The organism is Marinobacter adhaerens HP15, from assembly GCF_000166295.1.
Lineage (GTDB): Bacteria > Pseudomonadota > Gammaproteobacteria > Pseudomonadales > Oleiphilaceae > Marinobacter > Marinobacter adhaerens.
On sequence record NC_017506.1, the window covers coordinates 994,990 to 1,013,416 of the forward strand.

17 protein-coding genes are annotated in these 18,427 nt (G+C 59.6%); 9 read left to right on the forward strand and 8 right to left on the reverse strand.

Annotated features, from left to right (window positions below; genetic code table 11):
- The first annotated feature begins 26 nt into the window (after nucleotides 1-26).
- The 3 genes from HP15_RS04915 to HP15_RS04925 are packed head-to-tail and all read left to right on the forward strand — an operon-like array spanning nucleotide 27 to nucleotide 2,547.
- Complete coding sequence (locus HP15_RS04915; RefSeq protein WP_041645078.1) at nucleotides 27-413, forward strand: GFA family protein; 387 nt, start codon at nucleotides 27-29, stop codon at nucleotides 411-413.
- Nucleotides 410-1,624 (forward strand): serine hydrolase domain-containing protein, encoded by a 1,215-nt coding sequence (locus HP15_RS04920; RefSeq protein WP_014576465.1) that lies wholly within the window; start codon nucleotides 410-412, stop codon nucleotides 1,622-1,624. Before HP15_RS04915 ends, HP15_RS04920 begins: the two co-directional genes overlap by 4 nt.
- Nucleotides 1,621-2,547: a M14 family metallopeptidase gene (locus HP15_RS04925; RefSeq protein ID WP_014576466.1), complete on the forward strand. Its 927-nt coding sequence runs from the start codon at nucleotides 1,621-1,623 to the stop codon at nucleotides 2,545-2,547. Before HP15_RS04920 ends, HP15_RS04925 begins: the two co-directional genes overlap by 4 nt.
- Nucleotides 2,548-2,569: 22 nt before the next feature.
- Here HP15_RS04925 and HP15_RS04930 read toward each other — a convergent pair whose 3' ends face one another.
- Nucleotides 2,570-3,379, reverse strand: a complete 810-nt coding sequence (locus HP15_RS04930; protein ID WP_156484286.1) for a substrate-binding periplasmic protein — start codon at nucleotides 3,377-3,379, stop codon at nucleotides 2,570-2,572.
- A 167-nt stretch (nucleotides 3,380-3,546) separates the two neighbouring features.
- Between HP15_RS04930 and HP15_RS04935 the strand changes: the two genes are divergently transcribed.
- Nucleotides 3,547-3,855, forward strand: coding sequence for a hypothetical protein (locus tag HP15_RS04935; protein WP_008170638.1), 309 nt, complete (start codon nucleotides 3,547-3,549; stop codon nucleotides 3,853-3,855).
- Nucleotides 3,856-3,882: 27 nt separating this feature from the next.
- Here HP15_RS04935 and HP15_RS04940 read toward each other — a convergent pair whose 3' ends face one another.
- Complete coding sequence (locus HP15_RS04940; RefSeq protein ID WP_014576469.1) at nucleotides 3,883-4,974, reverse strand: TauD/TfdA dioxygenase family protein; 1,092 nt, start codon at nucleotides 4,972-4,974, stop codon at nucleotides 3,883-3,885.
- Between the two features lie 231 nt (nucleotides 4,975-5,205).
- On the opposite strand from HP15_RS04940, the gene osmF reads away from it, so the two are divergent.
- The 5 genes from osmF to HP15_RS04965 all read left to right on the forward strand — a co-directional run bounded on the left by osmF (nucleotide 5,206) and on the right by HP15_RS04965 (nucleotide 10,332).
- Nucleotides 5,206-6,072, forward strand: a complete 867-nt coding sequence (gene osmF / locus HP15_RS04945) for a glycine betaine ABC transporter substrate-binding protein OsmF (RefSeq protein ID WP_049784460.1) — start codon at nucleotides 5,206-5,208, stop codon at nucleotides 6,070-6,072.
- 36 nt (nucleotides 6,073-6,108) lie between these two features.
- Entirely contained in the window at nucleotides 6,109-7,263 is a 1,155-nt protein-coding gene (locus HP15_RS04950) for an ABC transporter permease (protein WP_014576472.1), read from the forward strand.
- Nucleotides 7,264-7,283: 20 nt separating this feature from the next.
- Nucleotides 7,284-8,231 (forward strand): ABC transporter ATP-binding protein, encoded by a 948-nt coding sequence (locus HP15_RS04955; protein ID WP_014576473.1) that lies wholly within the window; start codon nucleotides 7,284-7,286, stop codon nucleotides 8,229-8,231.
- Nucleotides 8,231-8,974 carry an ABC transporter permease gene (locus HP15_RS04960; RefSeq protein WP_014576474.1) on the forward strand — a complete coding sequence of 248 codons (744 nt, stop codon included), beginning with the start codon at nucleotides 8,231-8,233 and terminating at the stop codon, nucleotides 8,972-8,974. Before HP15_RS04955 ends, HP15_RS04960 begins: the two co-directional genes overlap by 1 nt.
- 86 nt (nucleotides 8,975-9,060) lie before the next feature.
- A complete protein-coding gene (locus HP15_RS04965; protein ID WP_014576475.1) occupies nucleotides 9,061-10,332 on the forward strand; it encodes an MFS transporter in 1,272 nt (423 codons plus the stop codon).
- 18 nt (nucleotides 10,333-10,350) lie between these two features.
- Here the strand turns inward: HP15_RS04965 and HP15_RS04970 are convergent, their stop codons facing one another.
- From HP15_RS04970 to HP15_RS04995, 6 genes are all read right to left on the reverse strand, one after another.
- A complete protein-coding gene (locus HP15_RS04970) occupies nucleotides 10,351-12,336 on the reverse strand; it encodes a hypothetical protein (RefSeq protein WP_014576476.1) in 1,986 nt (661 codons plus the stop codon).
- 21 nt (nucleotides 12,337-12,357) lie between these two features.
- Nucleotides 12,358-13,044, reverse strand: a complete 687-nt coding sequence (locus HP15_RS04975) for a DUF2959 domain-containing protein (RefSeq protein ID WP_008170621.1) — start codon at nucleotides 13,042-13,044, stop codon at nucleotides 12,358-12,360.
- A 152-nt stretch (nucleotides 13,045-13,196) separates the two neighbouring features.
- Nucleotides 13,197-14,885 (reverse strand): AMP-binding protein, encoded by a 1,689-nt coding sequence (locus HP15_RS04980; RefSeq protein WP_081449819.1) that lies wholly within the window; start codon nucleotides 14,883-14,885, stop codon nucleotides 13,197-13,199.
- A gap of 52 nt (nucleotides 14,886-14,937) precedes the next feature.
- Nucleotides 14,938-15,513, reverse strand: coding sequence for a peroxidase-related enzyme (locus HP15_RS04985; protein ID WP_014576479.1), 576 nt, complete (start codon nucleotides 15,511-15,513; stop codon nucleotides 14,938-14,940).
- 14 nt (nucleotides 15,514-15,527) lie between these two features.
- Nucleotides 15,528-16,433 (reverse strand): hydroxymethylglutaryl-CoA lyase, encoded by a 906-nt coding sequence (locus tag HP15_RS04990; protein ID WP_014576480.1) that lies wholly within the window; start codon nucleotides 16,431-16,433, stop codon nucleotides 15,528-15,530.
- Nucleotides 16,433-18,427, reverse strand: coding sequence for an acetyl/propionyl/methylcrotonyl-CoA carboxylase subunit alpha (locus HP15_RS04995; protein WP_014576481.1), 1,995 nt, complete (start codon nucleotides 18,425-18,427; stop codon nucleotides 16,433-16,435). The genes HP15_RS04990 and HP15_RS04995 overlap by 1 nt, the downstream gene beginning before the upstream one ends.

The following is an 18,427-nucleotide window of genomic DNA, read 5'->3' on the forward strand; positions in this document are numbered from 1 at the left end:
CATTAACTGCTTAGTAAGGGATTGAGATGACAGCGCATTCTGGCTCTTGCCTGTGTGGCACCGTGACATTTGAGATTGAAGGCGATTTCGAGAACTTTTACCTGTGCCATTGCCAGCACTGCCAAAAAGATACGGGTTCTGCGCATGCAGCCAATCTGTTTTCGCAATCCGCCAAATTGACGTGGCTGGCCGGTGAGGATGCCGTGACGTCCTACACGCTTCCGGGTACTCGCCACAGCAAGAGTTTTTGTAAGCTGTGTGGTTCCGCACTGCCAGGCACTCAGCTTGAAGGGTTGCTCGTGGTTCCAGCAGGGTGTCTGGACACTGAAGTCTCCATCAAGCCAACGGCGCATATTTTCACGGCGAGCAGGGCAGCCTGGGATGAGGCGCTCGAAGAGGTACCCGTGCAATGACGGAACTCACACAGGTGGCAGGCCTGTCTACGGAACAGCTTCCAAATATTGAACGTCATCTTGACCGCTGCTATCTCCAGCCCGGGAAGTTACCTGGCGCGCTGACACTTGTCGCCCGGCGAGGGGAGATTGCCTATGTGAAAGCCCAGGGGCTGATGGACGTGGAACGCAACAAGCCGGTCCGCCGGGATACGGTGTTCCGCATCTATTCCATGACCAAGCCGATTACGTCTATCGCCATGATGCAGCTCTATGAGCAGGGGCGGTTTTTACTGGATGATCCCGTACACAAGTATATTCCTGCCTGGAGGCATCAGCGGATTTATAAAAGCGGGGTTTATCCGAACTTCCTGACCACGCCTGCATCCAGCACCATGACGATTCGCGACCTGTTCACGCATATGTCAGGCCTGACCTACGGATTCATGCAGCGCACCAACGTTGACGCTGCCTACCGCGAGCTCAAGCTGGATGGCAGCCGGAGTATGTCGCTGGAAGCCCTGGTCGATCACCTCGCAGAGCTGCCGCTGGAGTTTTCCCCGGGCACAGCCTGGAATTATTCGGTCAGCACGGATGTGCTGGGGTATCTGGTGCAGTTGCTGTCGGGCAAGCCGTTTGATGAGTATCTGCGGGAGCATATTTTTGAGCCTCTGGATATGACTGACACCGGCTTCCATGTTCGGGATGATCAGCTTGACCGCTTCGCTGCCTGCTATCAGTACCAGGCCGGAGATCAGTTCACGCTGCAGGATGACCCCGAGACCTCTCCCTTCCGGCGTAAGCCCCAGTTCATGTCCGGCGGTGGCGGGCTGGTTTCCACCATCGACGATTATTTCCACTTCGCCCAGGCCCTGTGTCAGGGTGGCGAGTTCCGGGGGCGGCGGATTATTGGTCGAAAAACCCTGGAATTCATGTGTCGTAACCATCTGCCCAACAATCAGGACCTGCCGGGCCTGTCTGTGGGTGCATTCAGTGAGACTCCGTTTGCCGGGACTGGCTTTGGTCTGGGTTTTTCGGTAAAAACGGACGTCGCCAAATCCCAGACCAACGGATCGGTTGGTGAGTACGGTTGGGGTGGCCTAGCGAGCACTAACTTTTTTGTCGATCCCGTTGAGGAACTGGTGATGATTTTCATGACGCAACTGATTCCGTCGTCCACCTACCCCATCCGTCAGGAGCTGCGGGCGATCGTTAACGGAGCTCTGCTATGAACACAGCTTCAACACCCTATCCAATCGGCACGCCCGGCACTCCATGGGGCGAGGCAGAGCGCGCCAAGTGGTTGTCGCGACAGACCCGTCAGCGCAGTTACGAGGCGGAGGTGTTGAGTGTGATCGAGCGCCTTGGCGCGCGGTTTGATGTGGAAGAATACGGCGGGCTGGATTACGGTCCGGATTATTATCCGCTCATGGCGATTCGCAGCCGCGACTGGAACAACGACCTGCCCGTGGTGCTGATCACGGGCGGCGTTCACGGTTACGAAACCAGCGGCGTTCATGGCGCGCTTGAGTTCCTCGATAAGCACGCGGCGGATTATGCGGGGCGCGTGAACCTTCTGGTTGCGCCCTGTGTCAGCCCCTGGGCATACGAGCGCATTCATCGCTGGAACCGGAATGCGATCGACCCCAACCGGTCGTTTCACGAGGACAGCCCGGCCGGGGAGTCTGCCGCGCTGATGCGGTTGGTGGCGCCTGTGCGTGAGCATGTTTTGATTCATATCGACCTTCACGAAACCACCGATACCGACGAGTCGGAGTTCCGCCCGGCGCTGGCCGCTCGCGATGGCAAGCCATTCGAGCCGGCCGGCATTCCCGATGGCTTCTATGTGGTGGACGATAGCGAACACCCGCAGCCAGATTTCCAGCAGGCACTGATCAAGGCGGTGGAGCAGGTGACGCACATTGCACCGGCCGACGAGAAAGGCGAGATTTTCGGCTCACCAGTCGTTGCCCGGGGCGTGATCCAGTATCCGCTCTCGCAGTGGGGCCTGTGCGCTGGCATGACCCGCGCTCCCTACCGCACCACCACTGAGGTTTATCCCGACAGCCCCCGTGTGACCTCCGAGCAATGCAATGCTGCGCAGGCCGCGGCGGTGTGTGCTGCCATCGACTATGGGCTTACTCACTCTCAATAGGCCAAATAAGTGGGAAAGCTGACTAGCCGGACTCGGATAGATAGGGCTGCGCCAGGGCCTCAAGCTTTTCTTCTCTGAGTTCGCCGATGGCATTCCATATGTGCTCTGCAAGCTCTGGGTGTGCCGCTTTGAATTCCCGCGAGAGCATCAGGTAGTAGGGCTTGGTTTTGAGAGGGGGATCAATCCGGACAATGCCCGGGAGCTGCCTGGCGTTCTGGCGTAACAGAAAATCGGCGGTGACCGATTGGAGTGCAACGGCATGAACGCGTCTGGCAGTCAGTAACTGCAGGCTCTGCCTGGAACTCCGAACCTTGATTACGGAAACGCCCAGGTTTTCCAGATCGTTCACGATTGAGTAGCCCAATGGGGCGCCAACTGACAGGTCCGTGTCTTCGAAAGCCTTGCCGCTCCAGCCCAGCTCTGTATCTGGCAGGGCATAGAGATTGTAGCTGATGGTGGTTAGTCGGCGGGTAGGGTCAACCTGACCGTCCCGCCAAGGGTATTCGCCAATTCGGGTGCGGGCAGCATTGTAAGAAGCATTGAAGATACCATCCACCTGGCCGGTTTCGAGCATGGCCAGGCATCGTTTCCAGGGGTATCGGCTGAACTTGATCCGCAAATCCGGTACCCGCTCTTCCAGCAACTTGACCAGCTCTACCGCTGCGCCGGGTTTCTCCAGAACCTCCTGGGTGTCGCCCATGTAATAGGGGAATTGCGTTTTATCTTCGTAGGCAACATGCAGGACGGTTTCTGCATGGCCAATTCGGGCTGGACTCCAGAGAAGCAGAATGGATAGCGCGAGAGCGAGAACTGCATGAAGACACGCTTTCATGGGCATGCTCAAAAGAGTGAAGAGACAGGAATAGCTTAGTTTGTGGCGAGGAATTTTCAATACATCTTTCCATTGAGACCAGCAGGTCTGGCATCGGGCTGGAATGTATAAGACCATGCTCTCCATACTTTCGAAAAGAGGCCATTACGGCCTGGGAGACCTGATCAATGAAGTACAAGAGTCTTGGGTTTTTGTTGGCGGTTGGCGCTTTGACGGGCTGTCAGACGTCCTCTCATGTTTCTTCCGCAGCTATGGATGGAGACGGCATTACCTGTAATGAAATCTACCAGGCATTTTCAGCCTATGAGAGCGACCGGCAATCCGCTGCGGCCTGGGCCCAGCTGGGCACCCTGATCAGCCCCAGTGCCGGGAACTACGCAGATATGGGCGTGAAAACGGCCGCCAAATACTACGATCAGATCAAGGCGGCAACGAATATTTCTCTCGCTGTTCGCGGTTGTCAGCCGGTGCAGTGATGCATGGCCGCATGCAAAACGGGTGCATCAGTTCTGCATGCGGATATCGTCTTTCCACCGGAAGCCCACGCCACCGGCCTGCCATACGCCGTCTTTGTTGAACGGGTGGGGGCCGGCCATGTTGATGTATTGGGGCAGCCCGAAATGGGGCGACAGGTTTCGCGGTGCCTTGATGGTAACCCGGTCCATGATGCGCAGTCCCTGTTGCTCTGCCGGCAGATGCGCTTCTGGCGCGGCGCGGTGGGCGACGGCCCAGTTATCGATAAATAACAGATCGCCCGTTTCGTATTCGTAGCGAATTCCGTAACCACCCTCGAAGGAATCGTTCAGCAGATCGTTGTAATCGTTGAACAGTTCCTTCATAGCGGCCTCGTCCAGCAGGTAGAAGCTGTCCGCAGGTGCGGGCAGGGTTTTCAACTGGTCGAGCGTCAGACCTTCTTCCGGCAGGCGCTCCAGCACGGCGCCGGTCATACCCAGATGCAGCCAGACACTCTTGCGACCGGAAATAGGGTGGGTGTGAACCACGGGGTGGGTCACACTGGATGCGGAGTTTACCGACACCAGTCGTTCCCAGAAATCCTGTTTCTCCGGAGGGAGTGCGTCAAAGGCCGCACCCTGGTGCGCGAAGTGGGTGCCGCCGCCATTCTCGGGCGCACGGGCCATGTAGTAGGCGCTGTGGGAGAAGGTGGCGGCTTCGAAACTGCCGTCGTTGTGCCATTGCGGGCCAACGCCGAGAATGCCCTGGCGGCCATCGTTAGAGCAGCGGAAAATGTGCCGGTTACGGCCGGGTGTTGCGGGATGCACGCCGTGGGTGGAATGGATCTCGCGCCCGCCCCACCATTTGCAGGCTTCAATCAGTTCATCGGGGGAAAGGCCGGCCTGGTGCTTGAATACGATGAACCCGCGATTCGCCATTTCCTCTTCCAGGGCCTTGATAGCCGGCTCTGGCAGCTGGATGCGCACGTCGGATCCGTAGATCTCAACACCAATAGGATCCAAAGGCTTGAGGGTTAAACCTTCCTGTTCGAGCAGTGCCACGTTATCAGGGTTCAGGGGCGCTACGGTGGAGGTGGGTTCGCGGGTCTTTTCCAGGGTCTGTGCCATAACCTTCACTACCATGCTGCTCGCTTTTTAGACAGCCTAACCCGTTGGGTTTCCGGATTTCAAATACGATGTCCGTTCCGCCCGATATTGGAACTGGCTTCCTGCGGGTCGGCGCAGGCAAGACCAAATCCCGTTTGCCTTCGTAGATGCGGCCTCTAGACTGATAGTGGTAACCAAAAACCGAGAGGAATAGCCGTGACTCCCAAATCCCTTTTGCGCCGCACAGCGGCATTGATAGCGTTCGTGATGTCCGGATCGGTAATGGCTGCTGATCCCGTGGTCGTGTCTTCCAAAATCGACACCGAAGGCTCGGTACTGGGGCAGATGGTGTTGCAGTCTCTGGAGGGGGCCGGTATTCCGGTTGAAAACAGGCTCCAGTTGGGGGGCACCAGCATCGTCCGCAATGCGATCAAGGCCGGCGAAATCGATATCTACCCCGAGTACACCGGCAATGCTGCGTTCTTTCACGATCAGGCGGATCTGGATATCTGGAAAGATGCGGATAAGGCCTACCAGGAGGCTGCTCGCCTGGATAAAGAGGCACATAACATTGTCTGGCTGGAACCCGCCGAAGCGAACAACACATGGGCTATGAGCGTGCGGGGCGATCTGGCGCGGGAAAATAACCTGGCCACACTCGAAGATCTTGCGGATTACATCAATGAGGGCGGTGCCTTCAAGTTTGCGGCCAGCGCCGAGTTTGTGGAATCCGCCAGTGCCTTGCCGGCGTTCCAGGAGGCTTATGGCTTCAAGCTGGAATCCGACCAGCTGCTGATCCTTTCCGGTGGCAACACGGCGGCGACATTGCGCGCGGCGGCCCTGAATAACAACGACGTAAACGGCGCGATGACTTACGGCACCGATGGCGGGCTGGATGCGCTGGATCTGAAGGTAATGGAAGATACCGCAGGCGTTCAGCCAGTGTATCAGCCAGCGCCGATCGTGCGTGGCGAGGTGCTGGAAGCCTATCCGCAGATCCGGGAAGTGCTGACGCCGATCTTCGAATCGCTGGATCTCGAAACGCTGCAGCGCCTGAATGGCCAGGTGGCGGTGAACGGGGTACCGGCGGATACCGTTGCCCGGGATTACCTGGATTCCCTGGCCCAGGACTGAGGTTTGTCGATTTACAGCTCTGTTGTCTCGAACACCATGCCGAACCGTGTCCTGCCTGTGCTGGGGTGTCTTGCCCTGGCGCTGGTCTGGCTCCTGGACCTGGGCGTCATTCAACCCAACCGCATCGTTCCGGGTACCGGTCACGGCCTTCTTTCGGCAGTTGGCGGGCTCTGGGCTGGCCTGGTGTCACTGGTTCTGGCTGGCTGCGTTCTGCTGTCTTTTCTGCCGTTGCGCCGGCGGTACCTGCCGCTTCTGGGCCTGGTAGGCCTCTCCCTGGCGCTGCTGCCCCTATTGTTCGAGGTCTTCGCAGGCCGGCACCTGCCGGAAGACGCACCTTATGCGCGTTCATCCATCGGAGCCGGTTTCTGGTGTTTGCTGTTTTTGCTGTCGCTGATGCTGATCGAAATTCTCGGGCGCCTCGGGAGCGGGCGAGGGCTGCAGCTGATGATACTGGCCGTCATTGTTGGCAGCTGGCTGTGGATCCTTCGAGGCGGTGGGCTGGAAAGTTTGTCGCTGGTTCGGGAATTCAACGCCCGCCCCGACAAGTTCGAGCAGGCCCTGTGGACTCATCTGGCACTGGCCTTTGGCGCGGTCGGTATCAGCGCCGGACTGGCTTTTTTACTGGCCCTGAAGATGATTCGTAGTGTGGCCTGGCGCCGTCCCATTCTTGGCGCGGTCAGCTTTCTTCAGACTATTCCCAGCCTGGCGGTATTCGGGTTACTGATTGCGCCGCTCAGTGCCCTGGCGGCCGCTTTTCCCGCACTGCAGGCCATGGGGATTCGTGGCATTGGCTGGGCTCCGGCCTTGTTGGCTTTGGTGGCTTACAGCCTGTTGCCCATGGTGCGCAACACCTTCGTCGCGCTTACCGAGGTGCCCGAAAGCCTCGCCGATGCCGGGCGGGGCATGGGAATGAACGAGCGACAGCTGTTCTTCAAACTCAAGTTGCCACTGGCGCTTCCCGTGATTGTGGAAGGCGTGCGCATTACCACCATCCAGGCCATTGGCCTGACCGCGGTTGCCGCGCTCATTGGCGCCGGCGGTTTTGGCAGCTTTATCTTTCAGGGCCTGGGGCAGGCGGCGATGGATCTGGTACTGCTTGGTGCGCTGCCCACCATTGCACTCGCGCTGCTGGCGGATGCTCTGCTCACCATGCTGGCGGCCAGTCTCAAGCCGACACCGGCGACGGCCTGACAGGAGAGGGATAAGCCCGGATGATCGAACTGAAAAACGTTACCCGCCGCTTTGGCGATGCCGTGGCGGTGGACCGGATAAACCTCACGGTCGAAACCGGCGAAGTGTGCGTGCTGGTGGGAAGCTCTGGCTGCGGCAAGTCGACCACCCTGCGGATGATCAACCAGTTGCTGCCCCACAGTGAGGGGCAGATCCTGGTGGACGGTAACGATGTTACCGCCATGAACCCTGAGCAGCTGCGGTTGAACATGGGCTATGTGATTCAGGGCACGGGGCTGTTCCCACATTGGACGGTGGCCCGCAATATCGCCATGGTACCCCAGCTTCTGAAATGGCCTCGGGAGCGGGTCGACGAGCGCGTGCATGAGTTGCTGACGCTGCTGGATCTGGACCCGGCCACCCACGCCAACAAATATCCCCAGCAATTGTCCGGCGGGCAGGCTCAAAGGGTAGGCGTTGCCAGGGCGTTGGCCGCCAACCCCAATATTCTGCTGATGGACGAACCCTTCGGTGCGCTGGATGCCATCACGCGGGAAAACCTGCAGCTGGAAATGCTGCGTATCCAGAGTCAGCTGCGGAAAACCACGGTCTTTGTAACCCACGATATTGACGAGGCCCTGCGGCTGGCGACCCGCATTGCCGTGATGGACCAGGGCCGGATTATCCAGCACGACACGCCGGAGAACATTCTCCGGCGACCCGCCTCCGTTTTTGTAGAGAATCTCGTGGGCAAGCAGGACCGCGGCCTGAAACTGATGAGCCTGCATACAGTGCGTGATCTGATGGAGGCTCACCCTCAGCCCAGAGAGCCGGAACCCGGCGCCGACGGCCTCAAGGAAGACGACAGCCTGCGAGTGGCTCTTTCAATCATGCTCTGGCAGAACTGGAGCCAGGTGCCGGTGTTCAATGCCGATGGCCAGGAAACCGGAACCATCACCCGTGACCGCATTATCCAGGAAGGTGCCTGATGCGGGTCTGGTTGCCGCCTGTGATGCTGACTGTGCTCCTCTGTGCCCTGAGCGCGGGCATGCCGGCTCTCGAACCGCTTTTCGAGTGGGTGCAGCCCGATAAACAGAATGTGATCTACGAGCGGGAGAGCTTTCTTTTTCTGCTCCAGAACCATCTGATGCTGGTGGTGATTTCCGCCCTGGTTGGAACCGTCGCTGCGGTTGCCGGAGGTATCTTCGCCACGCGCCCGGCTGGGCGGGACTTTCTGCCGCTGGTTAGCCAGATTGCCTCTATCGGCCAGACCTTCCCGCCGGTGGCGGTTCTTGCCCTGGCGGTGCCGGTTCTCGGGTTTGGTGAGGCGCCGATTCTGGTGGCGCTGATTCTGTATGGATTGCTGCCCATTCTGCGCAATACCCTGGCCGGCTTGGAGGGTGTCGATGCCACAGTGAGGCAGGCGGCGCTGGGTATGGGCATGTCGCCTTTTCAGGTGCTGTTGCAGGTGGAGTTGCCGCTGGCGGGCAGGGTGATCCTGGCCGGTATTCGGACCTCGGTAACCATCAATATTGCAACGGCCGCCATTGGCTCAACCATCGGTGCCCGAACCCTGGGGGATCCGGTGATCGCCGGTCTCGTCAATGGCAACACAGCCTACGTGTTGCAGGGCGCGATTCTGATTGGCATGCTCGCGCTGACGGTGGACAGCCTGTTCGAGGCCGCTGAGCGGGTCTGGGACCGCCGGTTTCTGCCCCAGACCGCAGGCTGATCGCTGGAGCAGGCCATCCGCTGCTTTAAAAATCTTGCTTTGATGTCTAGTCTGACGAAGATGGACAGCGCAAGGAGCACAGCGGAATGAAGTTTCCTTCGAGCACGTCATTTGCACTCCTCGGCGCAGCACTGATCGCGATCAGCTATGGTCTGGCGCGCTTTGCGTTCGGTCTGTTCGTTCCCCCGATCCGGGATGACCTGGGGCTGGCGCCGGATGTGATCGGTGTGATCGGTGCGCTGCCGCTGATCAGTTTCGTATTCGCTACCCTGGTGGCTCCGCTCTCGGCAAATCGTCTTGGTGCCCGCAATACCGCCATGGCATCCGGTATTTTTGGTGTTGTTGGCCTGGCGCTGATTAGCCAGGCCGTGGGGGCCGTCTCCCTCGGGGTGGGTGTTGTTCTCTGTGGTATCTGCACGGGCCTGATGATGCCGGCTCTCACAGCCGCCATGCAGGCGTTGGTGAGACGCTCGCTCCACGGCCGGGTAAGCTCGGTGATGAACGCGGGCACCAGTATCGGTGTCGTCGTTGCTGTGCCGACGATCCTGTTCCTCGCCGGGGCCTGGCGCTATGCCTACGCGTCCTTTGCCGTGCTGGCGGTAATTGGCGTGATTGCCACCTGGTTCTTCATTCCGTCTGTATCCCGTGTTGTGCCCGCCAATGCTGCGCCGGCGCAGCCAATCAGTGCGGATCAATGGTGGCGACTGCTCAGGCTCTCGCTGTTCGCGTTCATGATGGGCTTTGTCTCCGCCGCCTACTGGATTTTCGCACCCGATCTCGTGGTTAATCTGGGATCCATGCCATCCGATGCCACGGCATGGCTGTGGCTGGGGGTCGGTATTGCTGGCCTTGGCGGCGCGGTGGTGGCCGATCTGGCTGACCGGAACAACCCACCGGTTACCCAGGCCCTGATGCTGATGACACTGGCCGCGAGCCTGGCGTTGTTGGCGGCCAGCCCCGACAACCTGATGATTTCGGCGTTTTCAGCACTGGTGTTTGGTCTGGCCTACATGAGTCTGACCGGGCTGTACCTGATGACCGGCATTCGCCTGCTGCCGGGGCGGCTGTCCATGGGCCCCGTACTGCCTTTCATGGCAGTATCACTGGGCCAGGCGGCCGGCTCGCCGATAGTCGGTATGCTTGTGGGCAAGGTGGGTTACGCCGATGCCTTCGCCATGTTCTGCGCCATCGGCATTATCGTGGCCATGTTGTCGCCGCTCTATCCAAGGCATCTGGAATACGAACCGGATGATGAGACCGAAGAGGATACCGGTCTGCAGGCCGCCTACGACTATCAGCTGCAGAACGAGGAGGGCGAGCCCCTGTCGCCGGTCACCGGTAAGACCGAGAGCTATTAGGGTGGATAGCCGAGAGTGTTATTCCTCGGATGTATCTCCCGGCGCCGCCCAGCTTGTGTAGCCCAGGTCCATAACCCGGGCGACTTCCTCATCGGGTATCGCCGAGAGGTCGCCCAGTTCCAGCGGGTCATAGTGGAAGGCGTACAGTCGAGACGTGAATTCGGCCACGGGCAGGGAAGCTTCACCGCGAAACTCGCCATTGCCATGGGTTGAGCAGGTAATGCCCTGGCCCCAGTTCTGGCCGCTGTCGTTGTTGGGGTTGAAAAAGTACACCCGCATCTCGTTCTTCGGGCTCAGGGCAACCCGCAGGATATTGATGGCGTGCCGGCCAACAAAGCGGGCGGCGCTGTCTGTTACAGCAATCCCTGCAGGCTGGGCGTGAATGACCGGTATGTTGCCGTTGTAGAAGGGGTGATAGCTCGCGTAGAAATGCCGGATAAACCCCTCGTAGTCTTTCACCTCGCCGGTTTTTACGTCGGCGACCACGCGAAAGCCGTGGCTGACCCACCAGCCGTAGAACTCCGGGTTGATCCAGCGATGGGCGTCGTCGTCCCGGGTTTCACAGCGGCGCCACATCTCGCCGTAGAGGCGATCAAGATGGGGTATGAGCACGAGCGATACCGGGTCCACATCCACCGGCGTGCCCTTCACCAGACCGGGTTCCAGATCGCGGGAAGAAACCTCCTGCCCTTCAAAGCGGCTCAGTACTTCGTTGTCGCGTGCTGCCCAGGCCAGGACTTGCAACAGGTAATCCGCCTCGTTTGACGCCCACATGGAGAGGCCAATGGCAGACTGGCAGGTGGGGTTGTTGCCCTGACCAACGCCCAGCGGCTGGCCCAGCAGGTTGATAACCCCGGCCAGCAGGAATACCCGGGGTGGCCGGGCATCGCCGAACGCCTCTCTCAGGGCTTGATCGGTTTCCGCAGAGGGCTTCAGTTTGATTTGCCGCCACAGGGCCTGGGCCACCGAGGGTGTAAACAGCGATCCACGCTCCAGCATCATGGTCAGGCCATAGACGGCCTGGCAGGTTTCCGGATAGATGGCCTCGTCAATCAGGGCATGGACCAGATCGGTGTAACAGTAGAGATCGTCCAGCCCGGTCATGGTCAGCCCCAGTGTGTTGGGGATGAGATCGTCCTGGCCGCTGGCGCGCAGGAACCGGAGCATCACCGCGTGGTAGGGAGAGGCAAGGCCGGTGTCGAACATGCTGCGGGCAAAGTAGGTGGCTTCGGAGGAGAGCGCCACGTCGTCCATGTCTTTCAAACGCTGCTCGTAAACGGCAAGGCCGGGGTCCTCGGCGCTGGCAGGTGTGGGGGCAAAGAGGGCCTTCACCAGCCGCGTGGCATCGGCATTGCGTCCGGTTTTGATGTCGGGGTCGTAAAGGCATTTGGCGATCTGCCCGATCATTTCCCGAATACTGTCGACCTGCACCGGCCCCTGGTCCAGCAATCGCCAGACTTCCGCCACCAGGCTGTCCAATAGGCTTTCATAACCGAGGTGGGAGATCAGGTACCGATAGAGTTCCTGAACGATGGTGCCAAGTTGCTTGGGTCTTTCACGATCGGCTTCGGTGAGCTGGCCAGACAGCAGGTCCAGGTTTAATGCCATCACCTGGGTGAGAAAGTGGCGTGCCTGCTCAGCAGAAATTCCGGGATGGAAGTATTTGCCACGGGTGACGGCCAGCATGCGCAGTTCGCTGATCGCCTCGACAATGGTGGTAACTGCACCCGCCTCCCTCAGAGAGTGTTTGGCGAGCGCCGGTTGCAGCAGGGCTGGCCGGGCCCAGTCGCTGGTGCCGAAAATGCCAGCGGATTCGAGCGACCTTACGCGCCGGTAGATGGCGTCGAAGCCGCCTGGCAGCGTCATTAGCATCCGTGTGCGCTCCAGGAGACTGAGACTGGAGGCTTTGGGGTCCGATTTGCGGGCGCGGGCAAATTCTGCCAGCGCCATGTCGAATTGTATCAATGCCGGCTTGAGCGCAGGATCTGCGTCTTGGCGCTCCATAGCGTTGGCTCCCTTGAGGTATTACCCGCCCTGGCGAAAGCGTTGAATAAAGGCTTCAGACTCCGCGATTGATTGTTCCATATTGCGAATCAGGGAATCCACATCCTGACGGATGCTCACCAGTTCGTTTTCCAGCGAACCGATCGCCTGGGCATTCAGATTATGCTTAAGGTACAGCACCTGATCCTCAAATGCCTGCAGCACCGGTTCCATTCTGTCCTCGGCGTCGTGCATCCGGCTGATCAGCTGGCCGTACTGGACGCGGGTCTCTTTCAGCTGCTGTTCGCTGCTGCGGCGCAGTGACGCGCTTTCGTACAGGCTGAGCTCGTCTTCCCATTCATCGAACAGGTCCTCGGCGACTTCTTCTACTTTGTCGATCCGGTCTCTAACCTCTTCGGCACTCGCCAGGCTGTCTTCGTAGGCATCGCTGATTTCGGCATATTGTTCCTTGAGCTCGGTGTCAGGCGTGTCCACCACACTCTGGAAACGCTCAAGCGACGAACGGAAGGTTTCCTGGGCGTCGTTCTGGCTGTCCCGGGCATCTTCGACTCTATCCACCAGGATGTCTCGCTTTTCATACCCGAATTTTTCCATGGTTTTGTAGTACACCGTGGAGCACCCGCCAAGGAGCACCGCGCTGAGCAATAGCACCCAGACACGTTGAAGGCTGATTTTTGTTTTCGAGTAGTCGGTTGCGGGGCTGGGCATAGGGGCGTCTCCGGTTGCATGCTAATCACAGAAGTGAAGCATGGCGGTGGAGCGCTGACAAGCACGTATTCGGCCTTGATTCGCTGGAGCGGAAAACGACAAACCCCGGCAAGTGCCGGGGTTTGTCGGTTCAACAAAAGCAGGGACCGTGGTTATTTCTTGAGTCCCATCTCCTCGATTGAAATCTCCCGCATCTTGAATTTCTGGATCTTCCCGGTGACGGTCATCGGGAATTCGTCCACGAACTTGTAGTTCTTCGGGATCTTGAAGTGAGCGATCTTGCCCTTGCAGAAGGCCTGCAGGTCCTCGGCTGTGACTGGCGCCGCGTCTGGAGCCAGCTTCACCCAGGCAATAAGCTCTTCGCCGTACTTGTCATCGGGAATGCCGGTTACCTGCACTTCTTCGATGGCCGGGTGGGTGTAGAGGAACTCTTCGATTTCTTTCGGGTAGATGTTCTCGCCACCGCGGATGACCATATCCTTGATGCGGCCAACGATCTGGACATAGCCTTCTTCGTCCATGGTGGCCAGATCGCCCGTGTGCATCCATCCGGCGCTGTCGATGGCTTCGCGGGTTTTCTCTTCGTTGTTCCAGTACTTCAGCATCACGCTGTAGCCACGGGTGCAAAGTTCGCCGATCTCGCCACGCGGAACCACGTTGCCGGTGCCCGGATCAACGATCTTGGTTTCCAGGTGCGGCTGGGTGCGGCCCACGGTGGTGACCTGCTTCTCGAACGGATCCAGGGAGCTGGTCTGGGTGGAAACCGGGCTGGTTTCGGTCATGCCGTAGGCAATCTGAACCTCTTTCATGTTCATCTTGCCGTTGACCTTCTTCATGACCTCTGCCGGGCAGATGGACCCCGCCATGATGCCGGTGCGCAGGCTGGAAAGGTCATAGGTCTCGAATTCCGGCTCGGCCAGTTCGGCAATGAACATGGTGGGCACGCCGTACAGGGCGGTGGCCTTTTCCTGGTGCACGGCCTGCAAGACGGACTTGGGCTCGAAGCCTTCGCCGGGATAAATCATGGTAGAACCGTGGGTGATACAGCCCAGGTTGCCCATGACCATGCCGAAGCAGTGGTAAAGGGGCACCGGGATCACCAGGCGGTCTTTCTCGGTCAGGAGCTGGCTCTCGCCCACAAAGTACCCGTTATTCAGGATGTTGTGGTGGGTGAGGGTAGCGCCTTTCGGGTTGCCGGTGGTGCCGGAGGTGAACTGGATGTTAATGGGGTCATCAAACTGCAGTTCGCCCTGGCGTTTTACCAGATCGTCCTGGGACACGTCGCTTGAGAAGCCGAGGAATTCCTTCCAGGTCCACATGCCGTCGTGCTTGTCTTCGTGCACATTGATCACAGCCCGCAGTTCCGGAACGTGGTCGGCCTTGAGCTTGCCGGGGGAGCTTCGCTTCAGCTCCGGGGCCAGCTCGTAGATCATCTCGCGGTAATTGGAGGCTTTGAAGCTGTCGGCCGTCACCAGGGTGGTGATACCAGCCAGGTTGAGGGCGTATTGCAGTTCGTGGACACCGTAAGCCGGGTTGATGTTCACCAGGATGGCACCGACTTTGGCGGTGGCGAACTGGGTAACGGTCCACTCATAGCGGTTGGGTGACCAGATGCCCACGCGGTCGCCGCGTTTGACGCCAATGGCCATGAAGGCACGGGCGGCTTCGTCGACTTTTTCAACAAACTCTTTGTAGGTCCAGCGAATGTCCTGGTGCAGGCACACCAGGGCTTCGTTGTCCGGGTATTTCTCGGCGGTGCGGTCGAGCATTTCACCGATGGTCATGCCCAGCAGGGGCACTTCCGCGGTTCCGCTGGTATAACTTGGTAGAGTCTTGCTCATATCTCTGCCTCCATTGTTTTTGTATTCGAGGGCGAGCAGGGTGGTTTACCTGCTAGCGACTCTGACTGTGATATTCGGGGTTCGGTTGCATATCGCTGGCAATCGCCACCCGGTTGGACATGTTGTAAAAACCGATCAGGTTGCTGAGATCCCAAATGCCGCGGTCACTCAGACCGGCATCCCGCAGGGCCTGGATGTCGTCTTCGGTGACGGTGGCCGGGGAGCGGGTAAGGTGGGATGCAAAATCCAGCATCGCCCGCTGGCGCTTGTCGAGTTTGGCGCTGCGGTAGTTCATCACCATGTGCTCTCCCAGCTGGGGATCGCCGCTCAGCACCCGCACGGCAGCGCCGTGGGCGACCAGGCAGTAGAAGCATTTGTTCTCGGAGGAAACCACCACGGCCACCATTTCCCGCTCCAGCTTGGAGAGTTCACCTTCGCCGAGCATGAGCTCGTTGTACAGGCGGGTGAAGCCGTCCAGCTGTTTGAGGTTCTGGCTGTAGGCGGTGAGTACGTTCGGGATCATGCCCAGCTTTTCCTGGCAGATCTGGAAGTACTTCTGAGTGTCCTCCGGCATGTCGCTGATCTCGGGAATCGGCAGATCCAGCGCGACCACATTCTTGTTGCTCATAACTACTCCTGGTTTTAACAGTTACCGCCCATTGCCTGGCCGACTTTTGAACCGTTGTGACGGTTCAGCTGGCTGCAGATCCAGTCGCCTGTGGCGACCAGTTTTTCAAGATCGACGCCGGTCTTGATGCCAAGGCCGTTAAGCAGGTATAGCACGTCCTCGGTTGCGACGTTGCCCGAAGCGCCCTTGGCGTAGGGACAGCCGCCGAGGCCGGCGACGGAGGCATCGATAACGCTGACGCCTTCTTCCAGCACTGCATACAGATTGGCCAGTGCCTGGCCGTAGGTGTCGTGGAAGTGCGCAGCCAGTTTATCCATGGGCACGTGCGCGGCGACGGCTTCGAGCATGCGTTTGGCTTTGATCGGAGTGCCCACACCAATGGTGTCGCCCAGGGAAATCTCGTGGCAGCCCATGTCGTACAGGGCCTTGGCCACGGTGGCCACCTGCTCCGGGGCAATGTCACCTTCATAGGGGCAACCCATCACGGTTGAGACATAGCCGCGCACGGGGATGCCGTGTTTGCGTGCTTCCTCGACGACCGGCGCAAAGCGCTCGAGGCTCTCGGCGATGGTGCAGTTGATGTTCTTTTTGGTGAAGGATTCGGACGCAGCGCCAAAGACGGCCACTTCGTCGGCCTTCGCCGCCAGTGCCCCCTCAAACCCTTTCAGGTTCGGGGTGAGCGCGGAGTAGCGGACGCCAGCCTTGCGGGTGATGCCGGCCATCACCTCGGCGGCGTCGCCCATTTGTGGCACCCATTTCGGGGACACGAAACTGGCGGCTTCGATGTGGCTCAGGCCGCTGTCTGCCAGGCGGTCGATAAGCCCGGTTTTGATGGCGGTGGCGATCACCGGGCCGGGCTCGTTCTGGAGTCCGTCCCGGGGGCTCATCTCAACCAGGCGAACCTGTTTGGGAAAGGCCATCAGCCTGCCTCCTCTTCATTCACTTCAATGGCAATCAGTTCAGCACCTTCAGAAACCTGGTCGCCCTCGGCGAAGAAGATTTCAGTGACCACGCCGTCGGCCGGGGCCTTGATGGCGTGTTCCATCTTCATGGCTTCCATGATCACCAGGCTCTGGCCCGCGGTGACCTTGTCGCCAACCTTGGCCTGCACAGCGACGATGGCGCCGTTCATGGGCGCGGCCAGGCTGCCTTCGCTGGCCATTTCCTCGAAGCCGTAGCTTTCCTTGTACACGGTGCAGTTGAAGGTGTCGCCTTCGTAGAACAGCATCAGCTGGTCGTTGTGCAGGTTGCCGTGGATGCTGATGCGATGGCCGTTGATGACCGCCTGCAAGTAGTCGTCATCCAGACGGGCAGTCAGGTTGTAGACGCTGTCACCAACGAATACCTGATAGCGATCGTCGCGCTCCAGCACCTTGAGATCGTGAATCTCTTCACCCACCTGCAGCTGCAGCGGCTGGGCAAATTCCGAGTTCATGCGCCAGCTGTTCTGGCGACCGAAGGGCGACCAGGGGTCGGTGCTGACCACTTCCCGGGATTTGCGCTGTTCCAGAACAAAACCGGCGGCAAGTACCAGGGCTTTATGGGTATCCAGCTTGGATTTCGGGAACAGCAGTTCCCGGTGATCGTCGATAAAGCCGGTGGTCAGTTCCGCTTCCCGGAACGGTTGGGCGTCCGCCAGGGCGTGCAGGAACCGGATGTTGGTCTTCACGCCCGCGATGCGGTAGTGCTCCAGGGCCTGAACCATGCGGTTGATGGCCTGGTCGCGGGTCTCGTCCCACACGATCAGTTTGGCGATCATCGGGTCGTAGTGGATGCTGATGTCGTCGCCCTCGGTCACGCCGGTGTCGACGCGCACATGGGCGCTTTCATCCGGAGTGCTCAGGTAGCGCAGGTTGCCGGTGGCCGGCAGGAAGTCCTGGTCCGGGTCTTCGGCGTAGATCCGCGCTTCCAGAGCGTGGCCCCGGGTTTTCACCTGGGACTGTTCCAGCGGCAGGGCATCACCCCAGGCCACTTTCAGCTGCCATTCCACCAGATCCTGGCCGGTGACCATTTCGGTAACCGGATGCTCGACCTGAAGGCGGGTGTTCATCTCCATGAAGAAGAAGGAACCGTCGACGTCGTACAGGAATTCAACGGTGCCGGCACCCACGTAGTTAATGGCCTGGGCGGCGCGCACGGCCGCCTCCCCCATGGCCTTGCGGGTTTCTTCGCTCAGGCCCGGGGCCGGGGCTTCTTCCAGGACTTTCTGATGGCGGCGCTGCACGGAGCAATCACGCTCGGCCAGGTACACACCCTTGCCGTCCTGGTCGCAGAAGACCTGGATCTCCACGTGCCGGGGCTGGGTCAGGTAACGTTCGATCAGCATGTCCGGGTTGCCGAACGCGTTCTGGGCTTCGCGCTTGGCGGCGGCCAGGGCGTCGTCAAACTCGCCCATGTTGTTCACGACGCGCATGCCTTTGCCACCGCCGCCGGCAACAGCCTTGAGCAGCAAGGGGAAGCCGCATTTCTCGGCTTCGGCCCGCAGGGTTTCAACCGACTGGTCGTCGCCGTGGTAACCGGGCACCAGCGGAACGCCGGCCTTTTCCATGATGGCCTTGGCCGCGGACTTGGAGCCCATGGCAGCGATGGCCGAGGAGGGCGGGCCGATGAAGACAATGTTGTTGGCTTCACAGGATTCGGCAAACCCGGTGTTTTCCGAGAGGAAACCGTAACCCGGGTGGATGGCCTGGGCACCACTCTTTTTGGCAATCTCAATGATCTTTTCGGCACGCAGGTAGCTTTCGGAGCTAGGTGCAGGGCCGATGTGGAAGGCTTCGTCAGCCATGGCCACGTGCCGTGCATTGGCGTCGGCCTCGGAATAGACGGCGACGACGCGAATGCCCATGCGGTGGGCGGTTTGTATGATCCGGCAGGCGATTTCGCCCCGGTTGGCGATCAGTATCTTGCTGAACAT